At 49.0% G+C, this 26495-nt stretch carries 23 protein-coding genes; 12 read left to right on the forward strand and 11 right to left on the reverse strand.

Translation table 11 applies throughout. From position 1 onward, the window contains the following. Positions 1-47: 47 nt before the first annotated feature. From ntrC to glnA, 4 genes are all read right to left on the reverse strand, one after another. Positions 48-1469, reverse strand: a complete 1422-nt coding sequence (gene ntrC, locus O9X78_RS04865; RefSeq protein ID WP_269618493.1) for a nitrogen regulation protein NR(I) — start codon at positions 1467-1469, stop codon at positions 48-50. Beyond that, a complete protein-coding gene (gene glnL / locus O9X78_RS04870; protein WP_269618494.1) occupies positions 1469-2542 on the reverse strand; it encodes a nitrogen regulation protein NR(II) in 1074 nt (357 codons plus the stop codon). The genes ntrC and glnL overlap by 1 nt, the downstream gene beginning before the upstream one ends. A gap of 234 nt (positions 2543-2776) precedes the next feature. Then, positions 2777-3277 carry a DUF4124 domain-containing protein gene (locus O9X78_RS04875; protein WP_269618495.1) on the reverse strand — a complete coding sequence of 167 codons (501 nt, stop codon included), beginning with the start codon at positions 3275-3277 and terminating at the stop codon, positions 2777-2779. A 107-nt stretch (positions 3278-3384) separates the two neighbouring features. Next, positions 3385-4791, reverse strand: coding sequence for a glutamate--ammonia ligase (gene glnA / locus O9X78_RS04880; protein WP_269618496.1), 1407 nt, complete (start codon positions 4789-4791; stop codon positions 3385-3387). A gap of 327 nt (positions 4792-5118) precedes the next feature. Here glnA and thiI point away from each other — a divergent pair, with 327 nt between their 5' ends. Together thiI and O9X78_RS04890 are read left to right on the forward strand one after the other, a co-directional pair. Further along, positions 5119-6573: a tRNA uracil 4-sulfurtransferase ThiI gene (gene thiI / locus O9X78_RS04885; RefSeq protein WP_269618497.1), complete on the forward strand. Its 1455-nt coding sequence runs from the start codon at positions 5119-5121 to the stop codon at positions 6571-6573. Then, a complete protein-coding gene (locus O9X78_RS04890; protein WP_269618498.1) occupies positions 6570-6998 on the forward strand; it encodes an acyl-CoA thioesterase in 429 nt (142 codons plus the stop codon). Before thiI ends, O9X78_RS04890 begins: the two co-directional genes overlap by 4 nt. Positions 6999-7002: 4 nt before the next feature. Here O9X78_RS04890 and O9X78_RS04895 read toward each other — a convergent pair whose 3' ends face one another. Together O9X78_RS04895 and O9X78_RS04900 are read right to left on the reverse strand one after the other, a co-directional pair. Then, on the reverse strand, positions 7003-7446 hold the full coding sequence (locus O9X78_RS04895; protein WP_269618499.1) for a hypothetical protein: 444 nt from the start codon (positions 7444-7446) through the stop codon (positions 7003-7005). 14 nt (positions 7447-7460) lie between these two features. Beyond that, positions 7461-8771 carry a sodium-dependent transporter gene (locus tag O9X78_RS04900; RefSeq protein WP_269618500.1) on the reverse strand — a complete coding sequence of 437 codons (1311 nt, stop codon included), beginning with the start codon at positions 8769-8771 and terminating at the stop codon, positions 7461-7463. A 201-nt stretch (positions 8772-8972) separates the two neighbouring features. Between O9X78_RS04900 and typA the strand changes: the two genes are divergently transcribed. From typA to O9X78_RS04935, 7 genes are all read left to right on the forward strand, one after another. Continuing rightward, positions 8973-10778: a translational GTPase TypA gene (gene typA, locus O9X78_RS04905; RefSeq protein ID WP_269618501.1), complete on the forward strand. Its 1806-nt coding sequence runs from the start codon at positions 8973-8975 to the stop codon at positions 10776-10778. A 120-nt stretch (positions 10779-10898) separates the two neighbouring features. Further along, positions 10899-11870, forward strand: a complete 972-nt coding sequence (gene pip / locus O9X78_RS04910; RefSeq protein ID WP_269618502.1) for a prolyl aminopeptidase — start codon at positions 10899-10901, stop codon at positions 11868-11870. 62 nt (positions 11871-11932) lie between these two features. Next, the gene (gene dtd, locus O9X78_RS04915; RefSeq protein WP_269618503.1) at positions 11933-12370 is read left to right on the forward strand and encodes a D-aminoacyl-tRNA deacylase; all 438 of its coding nucleotides are present in this window, start codon (positions 11933-11935) and stop codon (positions 12368-12370) included. 127 nt (positions 12371-12497) lie between these two features. Further along, complete coding sequence (locus tag O9X78_RS04920; protein ID WP_269618504.1) at positions 12498-13097, forward strand: outer membrane beta-barrel protein; 600 nt, start codon at positions 12498-12500, stop codon at positions 13095-13097. Between the two features lie 263 nt (positions 13098-13360). Further along, complete coding sequence (locus tag O9X78_RS04925; protein ID WP_269618505.1) at positions 13361-14176, forward strand: helix-turn-helix domain-containing protein; 816 nt, start codon at positions 13361-13363, stop codon at positions 14174-14176. A 158-nt stretch (positions 14177-14334) separates the two neighbouring features. Then, a complete protein-coding gene (locus O9X78_RS04930) occupies positions 14335-14478 on the forward strand; it encodes a hypothetical protein (protein ID WP_269618506.1) in 144 nt (47 codons plus the stop codon). After that, a complete protein-coding gene (locus O9X78_RS04935; RefSeq protein ID WP_269618507.1) occupies positions 14475-15998 on the forward strand; it encodes a M28 family peptidase in 1524 nt (507 codons plus the stop codon). Before O9X78_RS04930 ends, O9X78_RS04935 begins: the two co-directional genes overlap by 4 nt. A gap of 79 nt (positions 15999-16077) precedes the next feature. On the opposite strand, the gene aceK is transcribed toward O9X78_RS04935, so the two are convergent. The 5 genes from aceK to O9X78_RS04960 all read right to left on the reverse strand — a co-directional run bounded on the left by aceK (position 16078) and on the right by O9X78_RS04960 (position 21984). Then, positions 16078-17811 (reverse strand): bifunctional isocitrate dehydrogenase kinase/phosphatase, encoded by a 1734-nt coding sequence (aceK, locus tag O9X78_RS04940; protein ID WP_269618508.1) that lies wholly within the window; start codon positions 17809-17811, stop codon positions 16078-16080. Between the two features lie 136 nt (positions 17812-17947). Continuing rightward, positions 17948-18982, reverse strand: a complete 1035-nt coding sequence (locus O9X78_RS04945; protein ID WP_269618509.1) for an LLM class F420-dependent oxidoreductase — start codon at positions 18980-18982, stop codon at positions 17948-17950. Between the two features lie 69 nt (positions 18983-19051). Further along, positions 19052-19531, reverse strand: a complete 480-nt coding sequence (gene rraA / locus O9X78_RS04950) for a ribonuclease E activity regulator RraA (RefSeq protein ID WP_269618510.1) — start codon at positions 19529-19531, stop codon at positions 19052-19054. 156 nt (positions 19532-19687) lie between these two features. Beyond that, a complete protein-coding gene (locus O9X78_RS04955; RefSeq protein ID WP_269618511.1) occupies positions 19688-20251 on the reverse strand; it encodes a hypothetical protein in 564 nt (187 codons plus the stop codon). 134 nt (positions 20252-20385) lie between these two features. Continuing rightward, a complete protein-coding gene (locus O9X78_RS04960) occupies positions 20386-21984 on the reverse strand; it encodes an isocitrate lyase (RefSeq protein WP_269618512.1) in 1599 nt (532 codons plus the stop codon). A 331-nt stretch (positions 21985-22315) separates the two neighbouring features. Between O9X78_RS04960 and O9X78_RS04965 the strand changes: the two genes are divergently transcribed. The 3 genes from O9X78_RS04965 (at position 22316) to O9X78_RS04975 (ending at position 26338) form a co-directional block, all read left to right on the forward strand. Then, a complete protein-coding gene (locus O9X78_RS04965) occupies positions 22316-24499 on the forward strand; it encodes a malate synthase G (RefSeq protein WP_269618513.1) in 2184 nt (727 codons plus the stop codon). A gap of 209 nt (positions 24500-24708) precedes the next feature. Further along, positions 24709-25656, forward strand: coding sequence for a LysR family transcriptional regulator (locus O9X78_RS04970; protein ID WP_269618514.1), 948 nt, complete (start codon positions 24709-24711; stop codon positions 25654-25656). 196 nt (positions 25657-25852) lie between these two features. Then, a complete protein-coding gene (locus O9X78_RS04975) occupies positions 25853-26338 on the forward strand; it encodes an FKBP-type peptidyl-prolyl cis-trans isomerase (RefSeq protein WP_269618515.1) in 486 nt (161 codons plus the stop codon). The last annotated feature ends 157 nt before the right edge of the window (positions 26339-26495 follow it).

Genomic DNA, 26495 nt, shown 5'->3' on the forward strand with positions numbered 1-26495 from the left:
ATGTTTTGCGTCAGACGTCCGACATTAAGCGTCTGTCTTATTTAACATCAATCATCGTCATCATCACCACCCATGCCTAGCTCTTTAATTTTACGGGTCAGAGTATTGCGCCCCCAGCCGAGTAAATTGGCTGCATCGCGACGGCGTCCGTGGGTATGCTTCAGTGCGGACTCAATCATAATGCGTTCAAACTGTGGCACAGCGCGGTCGAGTAGTTTATCTCGGCCAAGTATTAATTCTTGGTCTGCCCAGCGTTTAAGATTATCTTGCCAGTTGGAGGCGGGTGCCGCTTCGCCCTGTGGTCTTTCTAGTAATTCGGGTGGCAAATCGTCTATATGTATCTCACGACCAGCAGCCATTACGGTCAACCAGCGACAGGTGTTCTCTAATTGCCGTACGTTACCTTGCCATTCCATTTGGCAGAGATATTCCTCTGTTTCTGGGCGTAGTCTTTTAGGTTCAACATTTAGCTCATTGCCAGCACGAGTAAAGAAATGCTGCATGAGTTTGGGAATATCTTCTCTGCGTTCTGACAGTCGCGGCAGATGAATTCGAATAACATTGATGCGGTGGAAAAGGTCTTCCCTGAATGTGTTGTTTTTTACCAGCTTTTCGAGATTCTGGTGGGTCGCGGCAATAATACGAACGTCGACTTTCACTGGCGTGTGGCCACCAACGCGGTAGAACTCGCCATCGGCAAGTACGCGTAATAATCGTGTTTGGGTGTCGGCGGGCATATCACCGATTTCATCTAAAAATAGCGTGCCGCCGTTGGCCTGTTCGAAGCGGCCGCGACGCTGCGCGCTGGCGCCAGTAAATGCGCCCTTTTCATGGCCAAATAACTCGGACTCCATGAGATCTTTAGGGATAGCTGCCATGTTTAGGGCAATGAAGGGCTTTGTGGCGCGGGGGCTGTGGCGATGCAGTGCCTGAGCAACTAGCTCTTTACCGGTGCCTGATTCACCGTTAATTAGTACGGTGATATTTGACTGGGCCAATCGGCCGATAGCGCGAAACACCTCTTGCATTGCGGGTGCTTCACCAATGATTTCCGTGGTTTCTAGCGGCGGCTGCTCGGGCAATAAATTACGATTTTTATTGGCGTGTTGAAGGGCGCGCTGGGTTGTTGCAACCGCTTCGTCAACGTCAAAAGGTTTGGGTAAATATTCAAATGCACCACCTTGATAAGAGGCGACAGCGCTGTCTAAGTCCGAGTGTGCGGTAGTGATTATGACTGGTAAGCCGGGGTGTGCGGCGGTAATTCTGGAGAGCAATTTTAAACCATCGATTCCGGGCATACGGATGTCGCTGATGATTGCGTCCGGAACTTCACCTTCAAGTTGCCCGAGTAGCTCATCACCATTTTCAAAACAGCGGGTAACAATGCCAGCTTGGGTGAGGGCTTTTTCTAGTACCCAGCGTATCGATCGGTCGTCGTCGGCTATCCAGACGGAGTTGGCTTGGCTCATTAGGCGTGCTCCAGTGGAATGTGCAGCGAGAACGCGGTATTCCCGGGTTCGCTACTACATTCTATAAGTCCGTTATGTTGATTGAGTATTGACTGTGCAATAGACAGTCCAAGTCCGGTACCGTCGGCGCGCCCGCTAACCATAGGTAAAAATATCGAGGCGCGAAGGTCGGCAGGTATGCCTGGCCCGTTGTCGATGATATCTATGCTGCAAACGAGGCGATGACGGTGTGCGCCAATGGTGAGTTGGCGTATCGTGCGAGTGCGGATAATGATAGTGGGGTCGCGGTCGCCGAATGAATCTTGGCGTAGCGCCTGCTGGGCATTGCGAATAACATTCAGGAAGGCTTGTATCAATTGTTCTCGGTCGCCAAGAATGTCTGGAATGCTCGGGTCGTAATCGCGAATGATGCGAATGTCGCCATCGCTTTCCGCCTCAACAAGCTGGCGCACACGCTCTAGTACTTCGTGAATATTGGTGTTTTGTTTTTCGGGCGCGCGATGCGGGCCGAGCATGGTATCGACTAAATTGCGCAGACGATCCGCTTCTTCAATGATGATGTTTGTGTAGTCATGCAGCTTGGGGTCGTTAAGTTCACGCGCTAGGAGCTGAGCTGCGCCGCGTAGCCCTCCGAGCGGATTTTTGACCTCGTGGGCGATCCCGCGAATCAGTGCTTGGCTGTTTTGCTGGGAGGACAATAAACCTTCCTCTCGACTGATGCGGATTAGTCTGTCTAAGGGCTGCAGCTCGATAATGAGTGACGTGCGGCGATTTTCCGTGACCGGAGTGACAGCGTAGTCAACGGTGATTTCGGTGCCTGAGCGAAGTGTTAAAACGGTCTCTCGCTTGGTGTAGGCCTCGCAATTATTGATCGCGTCGAGAAGCTTAACTAGAGTGTCTTCCTGCTCGTGAAAAAGTTTAGTGATTGCCTCGCCGTGTATGCGTTGATCCGACACCGCCAAAAGTGACTCTGCCGCCGGATTAATATAGCTGACGGTCAGATTCGGCTCGACTAACAGGATCGCTGTTTTCAAGTTGTCGAGTATTTGGTGGTAGATATTGTGCGGGGGCATAGCATGGCCAGTAGGTTTGTTATGCTTTGCCTTCAAGCAATTTTTAGGCCAAGCGAAAGCTGAATGATTTTATAGGTGGAACAACAATTTTCAATGGTTGCAACGTTAAAAGGCCCTGATATGGGGCTAGCCTATGCTGCGACGCGGGGTCGCTTTTTGGGGCGAAAATCGACTTCAATTTGCAGTATGCACATATATGGTGCAAATAAATACTTAAAACAGATGTCGGTGAGATTAATTTGATGGGCGGTAAACGGTGACGTTGATGCTACTTTTGCTGAGGCTTTTACCGTCGCGGTCGATAATGTGGGCGCTAATCTGATGTGGGCCACGTTGGATTTGTGGGATCGAAAACGATGTCGATGTCGATGTTGATGTACTAACGATACGGTCGTCTACTCGAATGCGTACTTGTTGGCCGTCGCGCAGAGGATGATCAGTGCTGATGGTAATGGTGGTTGCTACTAGGCCATTCGGAATAATGCTGCCATCCCTGGGACTGGTGATTTGAATACTGTTTTTATCTTGGTCTGTATTGCTGGCTTTGCGTTGGGGTTCGGTGACTTCCACTGCTGGCGTAGTGTTGATGGTGGGTAAAATAATGGGGTTTCCACTTTTCGGTGCTTTGTCCGAATAAACGGTGTGTCCGTTTTTATCGGTATATCGATAGATCTCGCCATTTGCTGCGTGGGCGCATATCGCAAACAAAAAACTGGCTAAGAGTATGCGGTGCATGGTGGCTCCGGTGTGGTGGTCCTCCTTACATCATCTCTTGAGAAAGGGTTTGCTACAAGTATAAAAAAACCCGCCAGAGGCGGGTTCTTTTAAAGCGCTATCAAGTATTACACGCTGTAGTACATGTCGAACTCAACGGGGTGAGTTGTCATGGCTAGGCGCTCAACTTCTTGGGCTTTCAGTGCGATGTAAGCGTCGATGGTATCGTCGTCGAAAACACCGCCAGCGGTTAAGAACGAGCGGTCTGCGTCTAATGCTTGCAGTGCTTGATCTAGGCTAGAGGCAACGGTTGGGATTGCCGCTGCTTCTTCTGCTGGAAGATCGTAAAGGTCTTTATCAGCAGCATCGCCAGGGTGAATCTTGTTTTTGATACCGTCTAAGCCGGCCATCAGCATTACCGCAAACGCGAGGTAAGGGTTGGCAGATGGATCTGGGAAGCGAACTTCTACGCGACGTGCTTTCGGGTTTGGAACAAATGGAATGCGGATTGACGCAGAGCGGTTGCGCGCTGAGTAAGCCAGCATAACAGGTGCTTCAAAGCCAGGAACCAAACGTTTATACGAGTTGGTAGAGGCGTTGGTGAAAGCATTGATAGCGCGAGCGTGCTTGATGATACCGCCGATATAGAACAGCGCTGTTTCAGACAGGCCGCCGTATACATCCCCAGCAAACAGGTTAACGCCGTCTTTGCTCAAAGACTGGTGAACGTGCATGCCGCTGCCGTTGTCGCCAACGATTGGCTTAGGCATAAACGTTGCTGTTTTGCCGTAGGCATGAGCAACATTGTGTACGCAATACTTTAGAATTTGAACTTCGTCAGCTTTCTTAACACAAGTGTTTGGGCCAACGCCGATTTCACACTGGCCAGCTGTGCCCACTTCGTGGTGATGTACTTCTATAGTCAGACCCATGTCGGTCATGGCGTTACACATAGCGCCACGCAGGTCGTGTAGGCTGTCGACTGGCGGTACGGGGAAATAACCACCTTTAACGCCTGGGCGGTGACCGGTATTGCCTTCTTCGAAGTTGTCGCCAGATTTCCACGCCGCTTCGTCAGACGCAATCGCGTAGCTAGCGCCTTCCATTGACACCTTCCACTTCACGTCGTCGAAAATGAAGAATTCTGGCTCTGGACCGAATAGGGCGTTGTCGGCTATGCCGCTTGAGCGCATATAGTCTTCAGCGCGCTGAGCGATAGAGCGTGGGTCGCGGTTGTAGCCCAGCATTGTAGAGGGTTCTACAATGTTGCAGCGGATGATAATGGTGGATTCTTCGGTGAAAGGGTCTAAAACAGATGCTGAGTCATCTGGCATGAGAATCATGTCTGATTCGTTAATGCCTTTCCAGCCAGCGATTGACGAACCGTCAAACATTTTACCGTCTTCAAAAAAACCGGCGTCAACTTCGGTTGCCGGAATGGTGACGTGCTGCTCTTTGCCTTTTGTGTCGGTGAACCGCATGTCGGCCCATTTCACGTCGTTATCGGCGATTAACTTCAGAGTGTTCTCTGACATTATGTACGTCCTCCAGAATAGAGAGTCTGTTAAAAGTTCGGCTAGGCCGAGTTGATGATAATTATATTCGCAACGTATTGTGCCGCATAGCGGAGCAATCTGTGAACCGTAAAAGCAATATATATGCCGTTTAATTGTGCCTGATTTTTAGGTTTGGTGGCTTTCTTCCTTTTCTTGTGGCTGAAGATTGTGCGTCGAGATAAAAAGCGCGGTCTTTTTTGGTGCAATATCAATATTTATGTTCTTTTTTGGTGCGGGTGCGCTTTGGGCTGCGTCCGATGCTAGGGGCCGCTATAATGGCCGCCCATTTACAAAAGTGACCCGTTAATGAAATTTATCGTCAAGCTGTTTCCTGAAATCATTGTTAAGAGTAAGCCTGTGCGTAAGAAATTTACCCAGCAGCTTCGGGATAACCTGCGTAAATTGTTATTACCGCTCGATCCGGATTTAGTCATTGTTCGTGATTGGGATCGTATCACTTTAGAGACCCGTAGTACCGACCCCAGTGTGTTAAAACGCTTTACAGTTGTTCTATGTCAAACACCAGGCATTGCTCATGTTATCGAGGTCCTGGAATATCCTTTGGTGGATGTGCACGACATTTATGAAAAAACCCGAGAGGTTCTTGGCGACAGTCTTAAGGGGCGTACTTTTGCCGTGCGTTGCAAGCGGGTTGGTAGCCATGATTTTAGTTCCGGCGAGGTAGAGCGCTACGTGGGTGGCGGGCTTAATCAACATGTTGAGTCCGCCGGTGTTGATTTGCGCAACCCGGATGTCACCGTGCGAATCGAAGTGCGTAATGCGGTGGTCTATATCGTTAAACGTCGTATAGAAGGTTTAGGCGGCTACCCTATGGGAACGGTTGATGCCGTGATGTCGCTTATTTCCGGTGGCTTTGACTCCACAGTGTCGAGTTACATGACTATGAAGCGGGGTATTCGCACTCACTTCTGTTTTTTCAATCTCGGTGGGCGTGAGCACGAGGTTGGGGTAAAGGAAGTCGCGCTGTACTTGTGGCTTAAATATGGAGCGTCACATCGGGTTAAATTTGTCAGTGTACCGTTTGAGGATGTTGTTGCTGAGATTTTGAAAAACGTCGAGAACTCTCAAATGGGGGTTGTTCTTAAGCGCATGATGCTGCGCGCAGGGGCTGAGGTGGCAGCTCAGCTGGAGGTGCCAGCGTTGGTTACTGGCGAAGCTGTGTCTCAGGTTTCTAGTCAAACACTGCAAAATTTATCGGTGATTGATCAGGTAACGGACACACTCGTGCTTAGGCCTTTGATTACCATGGATAAGCTCGACATTATTAAAATAGCCGCGCAGATAGGTACCGAAGAGTTCGCCGCTAATATGCCTGAATACTGTGGGGTGATTTCGGTTAAACCTACGACCAAGGCGAAGCCTGAGCGCGTAGCGGCCCAAGAGGCGAAGTTTGACTTTGCCGTACTTGAGCGGGCGATTGCTGCCGCGGAGTTTATTAATATCGATCAGCTAGCCGACGAGGATAGAACGGTAGCGGAAGTTGAAATGCTACCGATTCCGTTGCCTGGCTCGGTAGTGCTAGATGTTCGTCACCCTGATGAAATTGATCGTTTGCCTTTAAAGCTTGTAAGTGGCGAAGTGCAGGCGATACCTTTTTATGAATTGCATCGCCGGTTTGCGGAGCTGGATTCTGCTCGCACGTATTTGCTGTATTGCGAAAAGGGTGTAATGAGTCGGCTGCATGCTTCGCATTTAGTTGAGCAGGGCTTTAATAATGTGAAGGTGTATCGTCCGTCATGAATGAAATAAACGTATCTCCTTTGTTTGATGTCTTGGTGTCTCCGCGCTGGGCAGACCAAGACAGCATGGGCCACATAAACCATGTTCAATACTTTCGCTATTTAGAGCAGGCGCGCGTTCAGTGGCTGATCGATTCGGGTTTTGGCAATAGCGGCGATGCCAACAATCTTTCAGGCTTGATTGTTGCGGCAATTGGGCTCAATTACAGAAAGGAGTGGCACCACGACAAACTATTGCGCGCCAAGGCGTGGGCCGTCCATATTGGCAATAGTAGTTTTCGTCTGCTGCACAGACTTTATTCTGAAGACGGCAGCGAGTTAGTCGCTGAGGGCGAGATAACATTGGTCTGTATTGACGCCGAACATCGTCCGATACCGATAGGCCATAATGAGCGCAGCCAATTGCATGCCTGCGCCTTGAGCTAGCGATTTATTCGCTAGCGGGTTTGCCTAGGTTCAAATTGTAGTATTTGAAGTGCTGATTCTCTAGCGTTAGTGTCGCAGTCATAATCGCACTACCGTGTTCAAAGCGAACGTTGCTGCTGTAGCTGAGTTTCGGCGGGTGGTTAAGGATAGATAGCGCGCCACTAAGGCGGGAAAACAAGGGCTCGTCCATGCTGGTGAATGCGCCAAGATGGCGATAGTTATCTGTTAATTGCTGGAGTTGCTCATCGCTCACTTCGTCGAGTGTTTCTCTGCCTAGCTCCGACTTTAGATCCTGTACATCCCAGCTCGAAATTTTCGCCAGTGACGCCTTCAAATAGCGATTGGCATTGTCTTTATAATGGTCTTCAACTTCCCCGCTGTAGTAGTAGAGCCCGCCAAAGCCAAGTAGGCCAGAAATAACAAACACGTTTAGAGTGATATTGCGCACAGAGAGAATCCTGTTTAGATAAGTTTAAGGCTGTTTAAAAAGATAAGAATAATACCGATAGGCGCAAGGTAGCGCAGTACAAACCACCAACATTTAAATAGCATGCCCGTTCCCATGCCTACTTCTTCCTCGACAGTATTTTTCGAAAGCGCGCGGCCTACAAATAGCGCAATCATCAGTCCGCCTAGGGGTAGCATAATATTAGCCGTTATATAGTCTAAGGCGTTAAACACTTCTCCGTAGAATATACAGGCGACCCCGCCTAGCCATGCAATGCCGGTGAGCCCAAATGTCGAAAACACTCGTTTAACATCACGTTTTTCTAACCAAGCGACGCCGGGCTCGATTAGTGAAATCGAAGAGCTGAGTGCGGCAATGCTAACCAAGGCAAAGAAAATAGTACCGAAGAACTGCCCGCCGCCCATATTAGAAAAGGCAATGGGTAGTGTGACAAACATCAGGCCGGGACCTTGGCCCGGAGTGAGGTCATTCGCAAAGACCAGTGGGAACATTGCCATGCCAGCGACAAGAGCGATTACGGTGTCGAGGGCGGCAATCGTTAATACGGTTTTGCCAATCGACGCTTTTCCGGGGAAATAGGCGCCATAGGCCATGATCGCGCCCATGCCCAAGCTTAGCGTAAAGAAGGCGTGGCCCATGGCAACGAGCACCGCCTCGCTGGTAAGTTTGCTGAAATCGGTGTCGAACATAAAGTGCAGGCCGGCGCTAAAATCGCCGTTGAACCAGCTATACCCAAGTAGTAATAGAAGGAATCCAAACAGCACTGGCATTAAAATATCGACAGATTTGCCGATGCCATTGGTAACGCCACCGGCGACAATCGAGGCGGTGATGAGACAAAAGATGCTGTGCCAAAACAGTTGTTCATACGGGCTGCTGAGCAGTTCTGAAAAGCTCTTTTCTATCTGCTCCACCGGTGCTTGGTGATAACTGCCACTTAGGCTTTGGGCGACATAATCTAGCGCCCAGCCAGCGACCACGCTGTAGAACATCATAATCATTAGGCCGGCTAGAATGCCAATGGCACCCACTGCGCCCCAGTTGGCCGTTTTGCCCGCCGCTTGTCCTAGACTGCTCATGCTGTCCACCGGATCGCTGCGACCGGCTCTGCCAACCATGATTTCTGCAATCATCACCGGTATACCGATCAGCAAAATGCAGGCTAGGTAGATCAGTACAAATGCACCGCCGCCGTATTCGCCGGTAATGTAGGGAAATTTCCAGATATTGCCGAGTCCGACGGCGGAGCCGGTAGCGGCAAGAATAAAGGTCCAGCGGCTCTTCCAGGTGACATTGGCGGTCATCGTGATCGGTATCCGTAGCGGAATTTTTGTCAATTCGGGTTTGATTGTAACGGCTATCGTGCTTCCGCCCAAGCGGCGCGCTTTTTTGAATTATTATGGTAATAGTTGCTCAAGGTGAAGATAAATTGATCAGTTACTGCTTTGCGGTGCGGTGCTGGTGTATAATGCGCGGCCATTTTATCCAACGACGAATGCCATTTCATGATTGATACGCTGCGTAATATCGCCATTATCGCCCACGTTGACCACGGTAAAACCACACTGGTGGATAAACTGTTGAGTCAGTCGGGAACCCTTGACCGCCGCAACCAAGATTCCGAGCGGATCATGGACTCCAACGACCAGGAGAAAGAACGCGGTATAACCATTCTTGCTAAAAACACGGCAATTGAGTGGAACGGCTACCGTATCAATATCGTTGATACCCCAGGTCACGCTGACTTCGGTGGTGAAGTAGAACGCGTTCTGTCGATGGTCGATAGCGTGTTGCTGCTGGTTGACGCCGTTGATGGTCCGATGCCGCAAACTCGTTTTGTTACTCAAAAAGCCTTTGAACAGGGTTTGAACCCTATTGTTGTGGTTAATAAAGTCGACCGTCCGGGCGCACGTCCAGATTGGGTTGTGGACCAAGTGTTCGATTTGTTCGATCGCCTAGGAGCAACTGACGAGCAGTTGGATTTCCCGATCATATTTGCCTCGGCCTTGAACGGCATTGCCGGCTTAGACGCTGACGATATGGCCGAAGATATGACGCCGCTGTTCCAGATGATTGTTGATAAAGTGCCGACTCCAGAAGTCGACGCCGATGGCCCGCTGCAAATGCAAATTTCGGCACTCGATTATAATAGCTATGTCGGCGTAATCGGTGTTGGCCGTATTACTCGCGGCACCATGAAGGCCAATGACCAGCTAGTTGTGGTCGGTGCAGACGGCAAAACTCGCAAATGTAAGCTGCTGTCTGTCATGGGTTATTACGGCCTTGAACGAGTAGAGGTACCGGAAGGTAAGGCGGGTGAAATTGTCTGTGTGACAGGTATTGAAGGCCTGAATATCTCAGACACGCTATGCGCACCGAGTCATCCAGAGCCGCTGCCACCCTTGAGCGTAGATGAGCCTACGGTCAGCATGACCTTCCAAGTAAACGATTCCCCGTTTGCCGGTAAAGAAGGTAAATTTGTCACCTCGCGAAATATCCGCGACCGCCTAGATCAAGAATTGATTCACAACGTGGCACTGCGCGTTGAACCAGGCGAAACCCCCGATAAATTTAAAGTATCTGGCCGGGGTGAATTACATCTTTCAGTACTGATTGAAACCATGCGTCGTGAAGGTTTCGAAATGGGCGTGTCTCGTCCTGAAGTGGTACAAAAAGTGGTTGATGGCGTAGTTCAAGAACCGTTTGAACATGTTGTTATCGATGTAGAAGAGCAGCACCAAGGTTCCGTTATGGAAGAACTTGGCTTGCGTAAAGCCGAGATGACCAATATGGAGCCTGACGGCAAAGGTCGCGTTAAGCTTGAGTTCATTGCACCGGCGCGCGGCTTGATTGGTTTCCGTGGTCAGTTCCTGACCATGACGTCTGGTAGCGGCATCATGACCACCGTTTTCGATCACTACGGTGAAGTGAAAGGTGGCGAACTGGCAGGCCGTCAAAACGGCGTGTTGGTGTCGATGGTAGGCGGCAAAACCCTGAGCTACGGTCTGTTTAACTTGCAGGATCGCGGTCGCCTCTTCTTGGGCCATGCTGCAGAAGTTTACGAAGGCCAGATCATCGGAATTCACAATCGCAGCAATGATTTGGTTGTTAACCCAACCAGAGCGAAGCAGCTAACCAACGTTCGCGCCTCAGGTACTGATGATGCTTTAACCTTATCACCGCATATTAAGCATACCCTTGAGCAGGCCCTGGAGTTCATTGAAGACGATGAATTGGTAGAAGTAACGCCTAAGAGTATTCGTCTGCGTAAAAAACTGTTGAAAGAAAACGAGCGTAAACGCGCTAAGTAAGCTTTCAACTTCGAGCGGCTGTGTTCCACAGCCGCTTATCATTCTTCCTGCTCGACCACATACCGATAAGCTTGCGACTGCGCTACACTGAATAGGCGCAATTTCAGATTGGTTATCGATATGCTTACCCTATTCCCAGATATAAAGCCCTACCTTACCCATCACCTGCCGGTTCAGTCACCGCATATATTGTATGTCGAAGAGTCCGGAAACCCAGATGGCATTCCTGTATTGTTTGTTCATGGTGGCCCCGGTGCGGGTTGTAGTCCGCGAGCGCGGTGTTTTTTCGACCCCGAACGCTACCGCATTATTCTATTTGATCAGCGCGGCTGTGGTCGCTCTGAGCCCCATGCTTGTTTGGAGAATAATTCTACCTCTGCATTAATCGACGATATGGAGCATATTCGCCAGCATCTCAAGATCGACGATTGGGTGCTGTTTGGTGGTTCCTGGGGATCAACGTTGAGTCTCGCCTATACGCAGGCGCACGCAAGTCGGGTGCGAGCGATGATTCTGCGCGGTATCTTTTTGTGCCGTCCAAAAGAGCTGGATTGGTTCTACGGCGAAGATGGTGCTAAAAAGGTCTTCCCAGATTATTGGCAGGAATTTAGTGATTGTGTTACGCCGCGCGATGGCGAAAACAGAATTCAGGCTTACCACCGTGTGCTGCATGGCGAAAACGAAGTGGCTAGAATGTCTGCCGCCAAGGCTTGGTCTTTGTGGGAAGCCCGCTGTTCAACACTGCGTCCACATCACGATATAGAAGATCACTTAATGGATGCGCATACGGCAGTCTCTATGTCGCACATAGAGACTCATTATTTTGTTAACCACGCGTTTTTGGAAGAAAACCAATTGCTGAATAATATGGCGGTAATAGAAAATATTCCCGGCATTATCGTTCATGGCAGATACGATATGATTTGCCCGCTGGAAAATGCGGTTGAACTGCACCAACTGTGGCCTAGCTCTGAGCTTCATATTATCCGTGACGCTGGTCATTCTGCGTTCGAGCCTAGTATCTCAGATGCACTTGTGAAGGCGAGTAATGATATCGCCGACTTATTAAGCAACGGTGAGCTGAGTTATTAGACGCATTTTGTGAAGTGTAAGATTTTTAAGACATTTTAATATTTAAAGAAAGAAGAAAATAAATGAAAGCATTGTTACAGCGAGTGCGTTCCGCGAAGGTAGAGGTTGACGGGGCGTGTGTTGGTTCTATAGAGCAGGGTTTACTGGTTTTTCTTGGTTTAGAAAAAGAGGACAGTGAAGAGGCTGTTACTAAACTTTGCGCGCGAATGATGGCGTATCGAATTTTCGCTGATGATGAAGGCCGAATGAATAAATCTGTTGCAGATATAAATGGCGGCGTTTTACTTGTGTCCCAGTTCACCCTAGCTGCTGATACGAACAAAGGGCTCCGGCCGGGCTTTTCAACTGCGGCGGAACCTGTCCGCGCAGAAGCGCTGTATGAGTTTGCGCTAAAGGAAATGCGCAGAATGCACGGCAACGTGGCTTGCGGTCGTTTTGGTGCGGATATGCAAATTAGCTTGCTAAATGACGGGCCGGTCACATTTTTACTTGAGGCTTAAAGTAAAAAATTATTAAAAAGTTCATTTATTTTTGCCAATAGTAATAATTCACAAACTCATAAATTAAGATGAACTGTTTACCTAAGTGCAGTCTAAATCTCCGTCTACATTATGGAGAGCGAAAATCATGTTATACAAAAGAACGATATTACTTGCTGCAGGTTTCACTAGTGCAATTGCCGCAGGACCTTTATTAGCAAAAGATTTTAGCTATACCTATGTCGAAGGTGGTTTTGCCGATGTTGAAGTTGATAATGATGATGCGGATCAGATTTACGGCGGCGGCTCATTAGCCCTAGACAAAAATATTTTTGTTCGCGGTTCAATTGGTAATCTGGATTACAACAGGAACTTAGAGTTTGACACCGTTAGTATTGGTGTCGGCGCACCGCAAAGACTGTCTGACCGGACTGATTTAGTTGTGGCTTTAGACTATAGCTTTGCTGAATCGGAAAGTACCAATCCTGTTTTGGATAATATCGATATTGATACGTTAACAGGTAGCGTCATGTCACGTACGTGGCTCACCAATAATATTGAAGGCAACTTGAGTGCAGGTTTGGCGTACCAAGATGTGGACGGTGACTCTGATTCGGGCGCTGTATTGGGTGCAGGTTTACGTGTCTATATCGTGCCGCAGTTTTCGGTAGCAGGTAATATCAGTCGTAGTTTTGTTGGCGATTATGATACCGATTCAGTAGGGTTAAATGCGCGTTTAGAGTTTTAAGTCTCTTAATAATATTTGTGCCTTTGATATTGCATAAAGGCGCATTGTGTTGACTAAAGATCCTCGTCATTGGCGGGGATTTTTTTTGACGTTGTTTTCTGTTTTTCTATAGCTTGGTATATTCCTGCTGTGTTTTCAAAAATCAATATAACACTAAATTACCAATGACTTTGGTCGTCGAATTTACTTGCCAAACTTATACTTGAAGACGATTTGGGTCTATAGTGTATGTACTATAATTAAAATTAAATGTGTGAGCAAAGGTGGTTGGTGAAAAGAGAAAAAGTGACGCTCGGGAGCCATTAGTAGAGGGAGTAAAACTTTACTATTGGCACGGTGGTTTGCTTTTGTTGGCTAAATCCTTAGTGCTGCATCGGCCGACAACATCGATTGCCGCAACCTTACGCATTGCGCTTCGTGAGCCTTATCTTATAGAGGTCGAAGGCCGACGGTTGACCGCGCGGGCGTCAATTGTTGCACCTAAGAGTTGTCGTGCAAGTGTAGAGGCTCGCGATAGTAATATGGCGCTTTTCTATCTTCCCATAGAGCGGCCAGAGTATGGCGGTCTGCGTCGTCGTCTCGGGGCTGAGTCGGTGCTCGAACTGGACCTGGATGATTTTAGCTCCGTGTTGCCCAAGCTACAGCAGGCTTTTGATGGAAAATTAGCTGACTCAGACGTAAAGGCCTTGGCGTATGAAACCTTGGGGATTTTAGTTGGATCGAGTACCGAGGTTGCGCCAATCGATCCGCGTATTGTGAGGTGCTGCGAGATCTTGGCCACTTTACCGTTGAACGAATTTAATGTTGACTGGATTGCGAAACAAGTTCATTTGTCACCGTCGAGGTTGCGAAGTCTCTTTAAGCAAAGCATTGGTCATTCTATTGGCGAATACGCAAGATGGTCAGCTGTGTGGCAGGCAGTCGGTCAGTACACGCAAGGCCGAAGTTTTACTGATGTCGCAATGGACGCAGGCTTTTTTGATCTTGCCCATGTAAGCAGAACCTTCGTAGAGGTCTTTGGTATTAGCCCTACCCTAGCGGTAGATTCGGAACTTGTCGAACGTCACTACGTCCCGTGAATATTGTGAATTAAGGTATTTTTACTGTCGTCCCCGCCATATTTTATAAGACATAAACCAATAACAGTCATTTCATACAAGTCAGCGCTCAGCGTCTATGGAATCATGGGCACTTAGACCAATAAAAGTCGGAAATAGACCGTCTTAGGGGTAAGTACATGATGTATAGAAATAATACTGCAGCCATTCTTTTGGCGGTGGCTACCACACTGTCTTCTTCACATGCGCAGAGCACGTTGTTCGGTTATTCGTTGGCGGCGCAGACGGTCGCAAATTGGGTGGCGGAGCGCGTTGAAAAATGAAATATTTATCCAGATTGGTCGGTGAATTGTCAGCTCGATCTGATACCACGTCAGACATGTCTTTGTTGAAACGACGGGCTTTTTTACAGCGATCAGCGCTCGTGGCGGGCGCTGTGGCCTTACCGGTCGCCTTTGGAGGATGTAAATCCTCTAGTCAAAGTTCAACGTCTACTCCAGGTAGTAACTCTGTGGGTGGCGAACAGTCTGTGCTGTCGTCGGACCCGATGAATCCTGAGCGTCTGCACAGCTGGGTGCGTCAGCTCTGTGAGTTTCAACCGCGCTGGGCTGGATATCCCGAAGAGCGGCGCGCTGCTGAATGGTTGGCGGCGAGGCTAAGTGAGGCAGGACTGAATACCAAAATTGAGCCCTACGACATGAGAAAGTGGCAGCTCGATGATTGGCGTGTGGCCTTGATACACGATACCTATGACGAGGAAATTAAAAGTTTTCCGATGTGGTCTACCAAGGGGGGAAGCGGCACCGCCGAATTGGTCGATGTTGGATTGGGCACCGAGCCTGAATTACTTGCTAGAAACATACAGGGCAAGGCCGTCGTAGTGACAGGTAAGGCTCTGCTGAATGTGTTTGCAACTTACAAGGATACCTATCGTCGCGCGGCGGAACTCGGCGCTGTTGCTATGTTTGTTACCTCAGACGCGCCAGATAACCTTATTCGGCCAACCAGCTCTGGTCAGAATAATTTAGACGATAATGAAATCCCCGCCTTTCAATTAGGTGCGCAGGACCTTGCTCGGCTGCGCGATGCTGCCCGTGATGGTGCTTCGATCACTTGGCGACTAGATGCTGAACATGTAGATGGCACTACCCACGATGTTGTCGGCCGTTTGCCGGGTTCTGGAGCTGAAGCTGGCCCGATTATGGTTTGCGCTCACTACGATGCGTGGTTTACCGGCGCGCTAGATAACGCGACTGGCGTGGCAGGTCTTATTGGACTAGCAGAACACTTCGCGTCGTTGCCAGTACAGGATCGGCCCCACGATATGATTTTTGTCGGCGTAACGGGGCATGACGTTGGGTTTCCCTATGGAGGTGTTCATCATAGGGTGGACGCTCATCCTGACGAAGTTACCAGCCTCGATTTATTTGTAAATTTAGATCACCTCGCCGCGAAAGGAGAGGAGCATATTTCCGGTACCGGGCTGATTGACATGCTCGGCTTGGTTGTTGAGCGACCCGGTGATGAAGAGCGTATGTTATTCACAACGGCCCACCCAGCACTGGCGCGCACCTTCCTACCTTATCTTGTTAAGTATGGCCTTTTGGCCGGGGTATTACCGACTATACCCACTGTTAACGCTAACAGTGATTTAGAGGGTGCGATGGGCGAGATCGGTGTGCCAAGCGTTAATCTCACCATGGCGACGCCACACTATCACACCGAGGAGGATACACCCGATCGTATTCCCGCTGAGCAGCTATCTCGCGCAGTGAGTGCCCACAGAGATTTTCTGGAGGATATGCAAGGCATGAGTCGTGGGCAAATCATGTCGCCATTGTAGTTAAACATGAGAGATATTCTGATGGATTGATCCCGCTGATACTTTTCGTGGTGTCAGCGGGATCAACCTAAAAGACGTCTTAGATAGAGGGGCGCTGCTGAAAGCGTTGCTTCTTACGGTAAGGGAATACGTCTGCGACATAGCCGTTGCGAATTGTTTCCTGTAATCCGCGCCAATACTCAGGGTCGTAAAGTTCACTGTGTAGCCTGTCGAAAACTTTCTTGGCGTGCTGATTGCCAGAAAAAAATAATCTAAATTCTTCTGGAAATACATCTTCCGGATTGACTTCATACCAAGGCTGGGTGGCCATGGCTTGCTCGTCATTTTTTGGTTCCGGCAAACTTCTAAAATTACAGTCTGTGAGCGGGCATATTTCGTCGTAGTCGTAAAAAACAACGCGGCCGTGACGTGTTACCCCAAAGTTTTTAAGCAACATGTCCCCAGGGAAAATATTACCCGCTGCAAGCTGTTTAATTGCGTTGCCATACTCACCCATTACACTTTCTAATTGTTGCTCATCACAATTTTTAAGATATAAATTTAACGGTATCATTTTGCGTTCTATGTATACGTGTTTGAGCAGCAGTGCGTTGCCGCTCACTCTTATTTTCGAGGGTGCTTCTTTCTCAAGTTCAGCAATCAATTCATCAGAAAAGCGACGGCGATCAAAGGCTAAATTATTAAATTCTTGGGTGTCAGCCATGCGGCCGCCGCGATCCCAGCGCTTTACTAGGCTATAGCACTGGCGCACATGTTCTTGGCTCATATCCTTTGGCGGCGTGAAGCGGTCTTTTATCACCTTGTATACATAGCCAAAGTCGGGGCGGGTAAACACCAGCATAACCATGCCCTTTATACCGGGGGCGATAATATAAGGTTCTTCACTGCTGGTAGTGTCTTCAACGGCAAAACGATAGAACTCGGTTTTCCCGTGTTTGGGCATGCCGATGGCGCTATAAAGCTCGAAGATTTCCTTGTTGGGCATAAGCCGGTGTAGGAAGGCGATGTACTCTGATGGTATTGAGGTATCTACCATGAAATAGCTTCGGCTAAAGCTAAACAGAATAGAAATATCATCGGGGTCGTACAGTACGGTATCGACGAAAATGGATTTATTTTCGCTATGCAAAATAGGTAGCACAAAGGGCATATTAAAATCGCCGCTTACAATGCGACCAACGAGATAGGCCGCTTTGTTACGGAAAAATAGCGATTCCAATGTTTCGACTACGATCTCTTTACCGCTGTCGCGAATTTTAGGAATGAACACTTGGTTGACCACGTTCATAATAAAACCGATGTCGCGTTGCTGATCTTCCCACGGAATATTAAATTCACAGTCGTCTAGCATTGAGCGAACAATATCAGAGGCGTTGTCACCGTTAAAACGATAGCGCTTAAGTATTGAATCGCTCGCTGTGGGTGGGCGCTCTTGGTTGGAGGTTAGTGCGAAGGTATGTATGTCGCGGATTTTTTCGTGATCGAAAACATGGCAGTAAATTGAATTGAAAAATGACTGGGCGATTTCATAATTGTCGTGATGCTGGATAAGCTCAGCGTATTCTTGTTTGGCAATTTCCCAATTATCCCGATCTTCTACACTGCCACCAGTGATGGTGTAGGCGGCTTCGGCAACTATGGAGCGCTTTTGTTTCCAGAGGACTAGTCGGTCGCGAATAGCTTTTTGGGCGCCATGCCAGTCTGCCGCTTCAAAGCGTGCTTGTGCACCCAATGTGATATTTTTGTATTCTGCGAAAAACGCATCAAAGCCATTTAAAATGGCCATGGCTAGCCGACGAGTATTGGTGGTCACGTTTGTGTTTAGTCCTGTTGTTACGGGTGCTGTCGAATTGATTGCTAGCAGACGTGATCAGGCTAGCATGCGCCGCTGATCACGTCTGTAGTGAGGGAATAATTCACGCAATAGAGCCGACACTAGCGCCGGCAATTTACAAGAAGCAGTCGGCCATCACTTCCATTACTTCGGGTTGCGCGCAGTTCAGTAGCATTGAATTTATTTCACCCCGTTTTGACGCTGCCTTCCAGTCGGCGGCGCGTTCGCGAATCCGCGCTTCTGGTCCAACCAGTGCAATTTCGTCTACCAATGCATTTGGAACGGCGGCGCGAGCGTCGTCTTTCTTGCCTGCTAAATACAAATCTTGTATTTGTTCTGCTGCATCACCGTAGCCCATGCGCGTGGCGTAGTCAGTGTAGAAGTTTTTACCTTTAGCGCCCATGCCGCCAATATAGAGTGCAAGGAAGTCTTTAATAAAGTGCCGGCAGCCGTCGATATTGTCGTCCATGATCACGCCGACAAACGGAGCAACGTCGAAGTCGGCTTTGCTGCGACCACTTTTTTCTAGTCCTTTAGTGATACTAGGTTCTAGCACTGAGTATTTTTCTGGGCTCATCCACACAGGGAAAACGCCATCGGCCACTTCCGCAGAAGCGGCAACGCCTGCGGGTGTAATCGACGCGGTATAGATGGGGATGTTCGGGTCACCATGTAAAATAGATTTCAGGGGCTTACCAAGGCCAGTCGCACCGGGGCCTTTGTAAGGCATTTGGTACATGCCGCCGTCGAACTCTACGGGGCCTTCGCGCTCAAAAATCTTTTTCATGATTTGTATGTATTCGCGGGTGCGGGTGACGGGTTTACCGTAGGGCACGCCGTGCCATCCTTCCACCACCTGTGGGCCAGATGCGCCAAGTCCGACAATAAAACGCCCATTAGAAAGCTGGTCTAAACTCATTGCGGTCATTGCACACATAGCTGGAGTACGTGCAGGCATCTGCATAATCGCCGTGCCGACTTTAATTTTGCTTGTCTGTGCTAAGATCCATGCGGCGGTGGTGACCGCATCTGAGCCATAGGCCTCGGCCGTCCATACTGAGTCAAATCCGAGTGCTTCCGCTTGCTTAACGGTATCCATGGGCAGTGATAGTTTTGCGCCTGAATAGCCGAGTAGTAATCCTAGTTTCATGTGCGTATCCCGCTTTTTGTTTTATTTTGTCGTGCCTAGCTTAGATGTAGAGTAGCGCATTTACGCTGCCTATAATGCCTCGGACGATACGATAATCCCGCTTAGATCGGCATAGAGGTATTCTCCGGCATCAATAGTCGTGCCGCCAAATTCGAGCTGAATGTCACAGCGGCCGTCGCCGAGTTTTTCAGTTTTGCGAGGTACATTACCCAGCGCCATAATTCCAATGGGCATATCAGCGATTTCTTCAACATCTCGAAGATAACCGTAAATAACGATGCCTGCCCAGCCTTTTTCGGCAGCGGCTCTGGCAAGGTTGTCGCCCAATAGCGAGCGCCTTGGCGATGCACCGCCGTCGACGACCAGCACTCGTCCATTACCCGCTTCCTTTACCCGTTCGGCGACTTTGGAATTGTCTTCAAAACACTTGATGGTAGCAATTTGCCCGCTGAAGTTTTGCTTGCCGCCATAGTGTCGAAATTGCCCTTCAATAACGCGAACCTTGTCGCCATGTTCATCGCAGAGATCGGGGGTGGATACAGTAGGCATGATTTGCTCCTGTGTTCTGGTTTGCCTTGGAAAATAGGCTTAATAGATTTGTCATTGTTTTGTATCTGACGGCTGGCGTCCAGTATCTTTGTAATAAAGGCTAATATTCTGGTCACCGTATTCTTTAATGCACCAGTCTCAAGTTAGCTGTGATCCTCAGCCGGTAATGACTTCGATGCAGGCGGCGTCAATGTCCGCGTCAAAATAGGCCATACCTAATATATTTAAATACTCTAGGCGGTTTGCCTTCATTAGGTCAATCCCAGGCATGTCGTAACCATTTTCCTGGTAAATTCCGGCCAGGAACGCCATAAATTCTTCGCCTTCTTTCAAAAGTAGCAAGCTTGCGGCACCTACGTCCGGTTTCACCTTCTTATTTAGTTCGTTTGGGAGTGTGATACCAAATACTGCGGGCTGCTCGTCGCCCTCAATGCGTACGCTGCGGTTTCGCACCGTTTGCTGTGCCCAGTAAAATGCGACTTCTTTGCTTGGTGTTAAAAACACGGGCTCAATCGATTCTGTATAGCTATTGCCGATGGTTGCCATGGTTTTTTTGGCGGCATCTTTCAGCGCTTTGTCACCTGAGCGCTTCAAGCCTTGCTGTTTGATTGAGTCGACCAGTGCAGATGAGGTGCCGTGATACCAGATGTTGCTCGCCGCAAATCCTTGGTCACTCAGCACATCTTTTGCGTCTTTAAGAAACGTAGGTGTATCAGTCATAATTGAAATCACTTAATCAGGTTTAGGTCGTTATCCTATTCTATTAATAAAAAAGGCGACACCTTTTGCAAGGGGCCGCCTTTTTTTCATCGCCAGAGTGTCTGGCGATGAGGTGTGCCAAACGCTAATCCAACTTAGTTGAACTGGTTAGACGTGTTTTTCGCGCCACCCGCTTTCAGTGCAAGTTCGCCGGCATAGTATTCTTTGTGGTCGTCACCCATGTCTGAACCAGACATGTTTTGGTGCTTAACACAGGCAATACCTTGACGGATTTCTTTGCGCTGTACGCCAGCAACATAACCCAGCATACCTTGCTCACCGAAGTACTCTTTTGCAAGGTTGTCAGTAGACAATGCTGCAGTGTGGTAAGTCGGTAGAGTGATCAAGTGGTGGAATACGTTCGCTTCGCGAGCAGTATCTGCTTGGAAAGTCTTGATACGTGCATCAGCAACAGCAGCCAATTCAGTTTCGTCGTATTCAGCTGACATTAGGTTCGCACGATCGTAAGCAGATACGTCTTTGCCTTCAGCGGTCCAAGTGTCGAACGTTTGCTGACGGAAGTTAAGAGTCCAGTTGAAAGAAGGAGAGTTGTTGTAAACCAACTTCGCATCTGGGTGTACTTTACGAACTTCGTCCATCATGCCTTTGATTTCGTGAACAGTCGGAACGGCAGTTTCAATCCAAAGCAGGTCAGCGCCAGCGTTGATCGCTTCGATACAGTCAAATACGCAACGCTCGTGGCCAGTGCCTTCGCGGAACTGGTACAAACCAGAAGGTAAACGCTTAGGACGAACCAGCTTGCCGTTACGGTTGAAGCAGACATCGCCTTCAGCCATGTCAGCTACGTCGATTTCTTCAACGTCTAGGAACGAGTTGTATACGTCGCCTTGGTCGCCAGGTTGTTTAACAACAGCGATTTCTTTAGTCAGGCCAGCACCTTCAGAGTCAGTACGTGCAACGATAACGCCGTTGTCGACACCCAGCTCTAAGAAAGCGTAACGCAGTGCGCGCAATTTAGTGTGGAAGTCAGCGTGCGGTACAGTAACTTTACCGTCTTGGTGACCACACTGCTTTTCGTCAGCAACTTGGTTTTCGATCTGCAAGCAGCAAGCGCCAGCTTCGATCATTTGCTTAGCCATTAGGTAAGTCGCTTCTGCATTACCGAAACCAGCGTCGATATCAGCAACAATTGGTACTACGTGAGTAACGTGGTTGTCGATTTGATCTTGGATTTTAGCTTCTTCAGCCTTGTCACCAGCTTCGCGAGCAGCGTCTAGTGCGCGGAACAAACCGCCCAATTCACGTGCATCAGCTTGGCGTAAGAAGGTGTAAAGCTCACGTACTAGGTCAGCAACAACTGTTTTTTCGTGCATTGACTGGTCAGGCAGAGGACCGAACGAAGAGCGCAGTGCTGCAACCATCCAACCAGAAAGGTACAAGTAACGACGGTCAGTTTTGCCGTTGAAGTGTTTCTTGATAGAAATCATCTTCTGTTGACCGATAAAGCCGTGCCAGCAACCCAGAGACTGGGTGTACTTGGTCTTGTCTTTGTCAAACGCCGCCATGTCTGCACGCATGATGTCGGCAGTGTATTTGGCGATGTCTAAGCCAGTTTTGAATTTGTTCTGTGCACGCATGCGCGCTGCAGATTCGGGGTTGATGGCGTCCCAGCTGCTGCCAGCTTGTTCTTTCAGTGAGGCAACTGCCTGGATGTCTGCGTCTAGAGTTGACATATATAGTCCCTATTTTGTTGCGGGTTGGGTGGTGTAATGGTGGCCAGTTTACGCTCGGCGATTAAATTTTTCTAATTTATAGTTATTATGTCCGATATTCACGGGGAGAATGGTTTTTGCGTGAAGGTAATTCAGGCGCTATATGGTTAAACGACGTAAAAAATGCGAATCAACTCGCAGATAAACCTGCATCATTATAGCCGCTTTATTTGCACCTGGTATTCTTGTGAGAAATAGCAGTGATAATATGGATAAATTTGCAGAATTATCCTCAGGTGCTAGGATAGTAAACTAATTATCGCCACATTTTTGATTTTATAAAGGAGTGTTTATGTCTTCGGCCATTTCCAGAGTACAGCACAGCGGACTTCAAATTGCCGATGTACTTTATCGCTTGGTCAATGATGAAGTCGCTCCGGGCACGGGTATTAGTCCAGACACGTTTTGGGCAGCTTTTGCGGACATATTAAAGGATTTGGCGCCGAAAAATAGAGAATTGCTGCAAAAACGTGAGCAAATCCAAGCACAAATTGACGATTGGCACCGTGCCAATGCGGGTAAATTTGACGCCGCAACGTACAAAGCTTTCTTGCAAGATATTAACTACCTGCTGCCAGAGCCTGCAGATTTTAACGTTTCTACAGAAAACGTAGATGAAGAAATTGCCACACTAGCTGGTCCGCAGTTGGTTGTGCCGGTAATGAATGCGCGCTACGCACTCAACGCCGCGAATGCGCGTTGGGGCAGCTTGTATGACGCACTTTACGGAACCAATGTCATTTCAGAAGCCGACGGAGCGGATAAGGGCAAGGGCTACAATCCGGTTCGTGGCGCAAAAGTTATAGCCTATGCGCGTCAATTTCTAGATCAAAATACTAGCCTGAGTAGCGGCAGCCATGTAGACGCAACTTTATATAGCGTTGTTGATGGTGTTTTAGCTGTGACCCTGGCCGATGGCAGCGTGACCGGCCTTGAAGATCCTTCGCAGTTTGTTGGCTATCTTGGCGACACGACAGCGCCGACCAATATTTTGCTAATCAATAATGGGCTTCACATCGACATTCAAATCGATGATCAGCACCCCATCGGAAAAGATGACGCCGCACGTGTTAAGGATGTTGTTCTTGAGTCGGCACTGACCACTATTCAAGACTGTGAAGATTCAGTCGCGGCAGTTGATGCCGACGATAAAGTTGAGGTGTATCGCAACTGGTTGGGTCTGATGAAAGGCGATCTTCAAGAAGCCTTTATGAAGGGCGGTAAGGAGCTTGTTCGTACTTTGGCAGCTGACCGCGTATTCACTGCGGCCGGTGGCGGCGAAACCGTATTGCACGGTCGCAGCTTATTGTTGGTGCGTAATGTTGGTCACTTGATGACAAACGGCGCAATTATCGATGCCGATGGGAACGAAGTGCCGGAAGGAATCATGGATGCCATGGTGACCGTGCTCGCCGCTATGCATGACCTTAAACAAACAGGTGCTTTGCGCAATTCGCGCGCCGGCAGTGTGTATATAGTTAAGCCAAAAATGCATGGCCCAGAAGAAGTCGCTTTCGCCGCTGAGTTGTTCACGCGGGTTGAAGATGCTTTTGGTCTTGCGCGCAACACCTTAAAAATCGGCATTATGGATGAAGAGCGCCGCACAACGGTGAACTTAAAGGCTTGTATTGCCGCTGTTCCAGAGCGCGTTATCTTTATTAACACCGGCTTCCTCGATCGCACCGGTGATGAAATTCACACCAGCATGGAAGCGGGGCCCTTTGTTCGCAAAGCGGATATGAAGCAGCAGGCGTGGATCAAGGCCTATGAAGATTGGAACGTCGATATTGGTTTGGCCTGCGGCTTAAGTGGCCACGCGCAAATCGGTAAAGGCATGTGGGCAATGCCAGATGAAATGGCGGCGATGATGGACGCCAAAATTGGCCACCCACAAGCTGGCGCAAACTGCGCTTGGGTGCCTTCGCCAACAGCAGCTACCTTGCACGTAATGCATTATCACCAAGTGAATGTACTTTCGGTGCAGGAGCAATTGGCCAGCCGTCAGCGCGCTGCGTTAGACGATATTTTGACCATCCCGGTTGCGCAGAACCCAAATTGGAGCGCAGAAGAGATTCAGCAAGAGCTGGATAACAACGCCCAGGGTATGCTGGGCTACGTGGTGCGCTGGATCGATAACGGCGTGGGCTGTTCAAAAGTGCCAGATATAAACGATGTGGGGTTGATGGAAGACCGCGCGACCCTGCGTATTTCTAGTCAGCACATTGCCAACTGGTTGCGTCACGGAGTTTGTACTGAGGCCCAAGTTCTTGAAACGCTTAAGCGCATGGCAGCAGTCGTCGATCGCCAGAATGCAAGTGACGCTGGATATATGCCAATGGCCAATAATTTTGATGACAGCGTAGCGTTTCAGGCGGCGTTGGAATTAGTGCTGAAAGGTTGCGAGCAACCAAGCGGCTATACAGAACCAGTTCTGCACCGTCGCCGTATTGAGTACAAAGCAAAGCAAGCGGGTTAAGTTTTATATAGATTTCGTTTGCTGTAACAGTTCCTGTCAGTGAGGCTTGGCCCGGATTTTCCGGGCCTTTTTTATAGTGGGTGCTATGTTGTCAGTTGCCATCTATCATTGTATGGCTTCTCCCTATGCCGAACTCTGCCACTGGCAGAGTGGATAAAAAACGACCATAATTACGGTTAATTATAAAGTTTTGCGGAGTTATTCTTGCTATGAATCTGTCGCGTATCGACCTCAACCTGCTTGTGTATTTAGATGTGCTGCTTAGGGAAAAGAATGTGACCCGCGCGGCGGAGCAATTGGGGATTACTCAGCCTGCTTTGAGTAACGGTTTGCGAAGACTGCGTGATCTGTTCAACGACCCCTTATTGGTCAGAACCAGCGAAGGCATGACCCCCACTGAGCGCGCGGTGGAATTGCAGCCCCAAGTGCGTAATATTTTGTCGTCGGTTGAGCAGGCCGTGTTGCCAGTTTCCGATTTTGAGGTCACTAAAAGCACCCGCGTGTTTCGAATTATGGCCAGTGACTATGCAGAATCCACCTTGCTGGCGCCATTGCTATTCAAACTCAGAGACGAAGCCCCTAACATAACTTTAGATGTGCTAACGCCCAGTGATGTAACCTTTCAGGATTTAGAGCAGGGCAAAATTGATATGGCCATCAACCGTTTTGATCGCCTGCCGCAGTCTTTTCATCAAGCCACTGTGTGGCGAGACAGTTTTTCTTGCCTGATGAGCAGCGAGAATAAAGCGCTCGACAATTTCGATATGGATGCATTCTTGGCTGCGCCACATATTTGGGTAAGTAAAACCGGTATGGGTGTGGGGAGGGGTATGAGTCAGCGCGATAGCCAGCGCCTTGGCTGGGTTGATGAAGCGTTGGCAGAATGCGGCCACGAGCGCCAAATTCGGGTGTTTACCCGTCACTACCAGGTGGCTGCATTATTGGCCAAGCATCCTGACTTAATAGCGACCTTGCCGACCCAAGTTGCCCGTTTGTATGACGAGGATCCCCGTTTGGCGACGCGTAAACCGCCGTTTATGATTATTCCCATCGAACTCAAATTAGCTTGGAGTCCCCTGCTGCAGCACGATCCTGGCCATATATGGTTGCGTCGTCGTATTGTTGAAGTGGGGCAGGCAATTACCAATCCTGATTAAGTCGTCGAATAAGTGTGTGCATGGTGTTGCGGTTTACAGGCGCGGCTAATCTTTGGGCTAGCTAATTTCGGGATAGCGCGTCGATAACGTCGAATACGACGTTAATATCGGCCAATTTCCAATAAATTTGGGCTGTCGCGTGACCTCGTCGGGCAAAACTGTCATGCTAGTCGGCTTATTTTAACGGGAGGCTCCCATGATTATAGCGAATGATTGCGTAGTGTCGTTTCACTACACCCTGACTGATGACAGCGGTACCGAAATAGATACGTCAAAAGGTCAGGATCCACTGGCCTACCTTCACGGCCACGGCGGCATCATTCCTGGGCTTGAGCGTGAATTGACCGGTAAAACTATCGGCGATGCAATGAAAGTAGTTGTTCAGCCAGAAGATGGCTACGGTGAATTAAACCCTGAGCTGATCCAAGCTGTACCGCGCGCTGCGTTCCAAGGCGTTGATCAAATCGAAGTGGGCATGCAGTTTCAGGCGCAGGGCGCTGGCGGTCAAATGCAGACTGTTGTAGTTAGAGAAGTGGATGATGAAAACGTCACCGTTGACGCGAATCACCCATTGGCGGGTCAAGTATTGAACTTCGATGTCAGCATTGAAGAAGTACGTGCCGCAAGCGAAGAAGAGCTTAGCCACGGCCATGTGCACGGCGCCGGTGGTCATCACCACTGATTGCTAAAGCTTTAAACGAGAGGCCAAGCGGCCTCTTTTTTTTGCCTGTCACTTTTTATTCACACTTTCGGTACGATCATTCATCGAATGATGGCAAGAAACCTGCTTAATTTGCATGTAGTACTTAGCGCTTAAAATAGTCTAAGGTAAAGACAAG

The organism is Zhongshania aquatica (assembly GCF_027257955.1).
Lineage (GTDB): Bacteria > Pseudomonadota > Gammaproteobacteria > Pseudomonadales > Spongiibacteraceae > Spongiibacter > Spongiibacter aquatica.

Bases quoted from the DNA above. Each gene is read 5' to 3' on its own strand.
- ntrC (WP_269618493.1), bottom strand. From the start codon at position 1,469: ATGAGCCAAGCCAACTCCGTCTGGATAGCCGACGACGACCGATCGATA.
- glnL (WP_269618494.1), bottom strand. From the start codon at position 2,542: ATGCCCCCGCACAATATCTACCACCAAATACTCGACAACTTGAAAACA.
- O9X78_RS04875 (WP_269618495.1), bottom strand. From the start codon at position 3,277: ATGCACCGCATACTCTTAGCCAGTTTTTTGTTTGCGATATGCGCCCAC.
- glnA (WP_269618496.1), bottom strand. From the start codon at position 4,791: ATGTCAGAGAACACTCTGAAGTTAATCGCCGATAACGACGTGAAATGG.
- thiI (WP_269618497.1), top strand. From the start codon at position 5,119: ATGAAATTTATCGTCAAGCTGTTTCCTGAAATCATTGTTAAGAGTAAG.
- O9X78_RS04890 (WP_269618498.1), top strand. From the start codon at position 6,570: ATGAATGAAATAAACGTATCTCCTTTGTTTGATGTCTTGGTGTCTCCG.
- O9X78_RS04900 (WP_269618500.1), bottom strand. From the start codon at position 8,771: ATGACCGCCAATGTCACCTGGAAGAGCCGCTGGACCTTTATTCTTGCC.
- typA (WP_269618501.1), top strand. From the start codon at position 8,973: ATGATTGATACGCTGCGTAATATCGCCATTATCGCCCACGTTGACCAC.
- pip (WP_269618502.1), top strand. From the start codon at position 10,899: ATGCTTACCCTATTCCCAGATATAAAGCCCTACCTTACCCATCACCTG.
- dtd (WP_269618503.1), top strand. From the start codon at position 11,933: ATGAAAGCATTGTTACAGCGAGTGCGTTCCGCGAAGGTAGAGGTTGAC.
- O9X78_RS04920 (WP_269618504.1), top strand. From the start codon at position 12,498: ATGTTATACAAAAGAACGATATTACTTGCTGCAGGTTTCACTAGTGCA.
- O9X78_RS04930 (WP_269618506.1), top strand. From the start codon at position 14,335: ATGATGTATAGAAATAATACTGCAGCCATTCTTTTGGCGGTGGCTACC.
- O9X78_RS04935 (WP_269618507.1), top strand. From the start codon at position 14,475: ATGAAATATTTATCCAGATTGGTCGGTGAATTGTCAGCTCGATCTGAT.
- O9X78_RS04945 (WP_269618509.1), bottom strand. From the start codon at position 18,982: ATGAAACTAGGATTACTACTCGGCTATTCAGGCGCAAAACTATCACTG.
- rraA (WP_269618510.1), bottom strand. From the start codon at position 19,531: ATGCCTACTGTATCCACCCCCGATCTCTGCGATGAACATGGCGACAAG.
- O9X78_RS04955 (WP_269618511.1), bottom strand. From the start codon at position 20,251: ATGACTGATACACCTACGTTTCTTAAAGACGCAAAAGATGTGCTGAGT.
- O9X78_RS04960 (WP_269618512.1), bottom strand. From the start codon at position 21,984: ATGTCAACTCTAGACGCAGACATCCAGGCAGTTGCCTCACTGAAAGAA.
- O9X78_RS04965 (WP_269618513.1), top strand. From the start codon at position 22,316: ATGTCTTCGGCCATTTCCAGAGTACAGCACAGCGGACTTCAAATTGCC.
- O9X78_RS04970 (WP_269618514.1), top strand. From the start codon at position 24,709: ATGAATCTGTCGCGTATCGACCTCAACCTGCTTGTGTATTTAGATGTG.
- O9X78_RS04975 (WP_269618515.1), top strand. From the start codon at position 25,853: ATGATTATAGCGAATGATTGCGTAGTGTCGTTTCACTACACCCTGACT.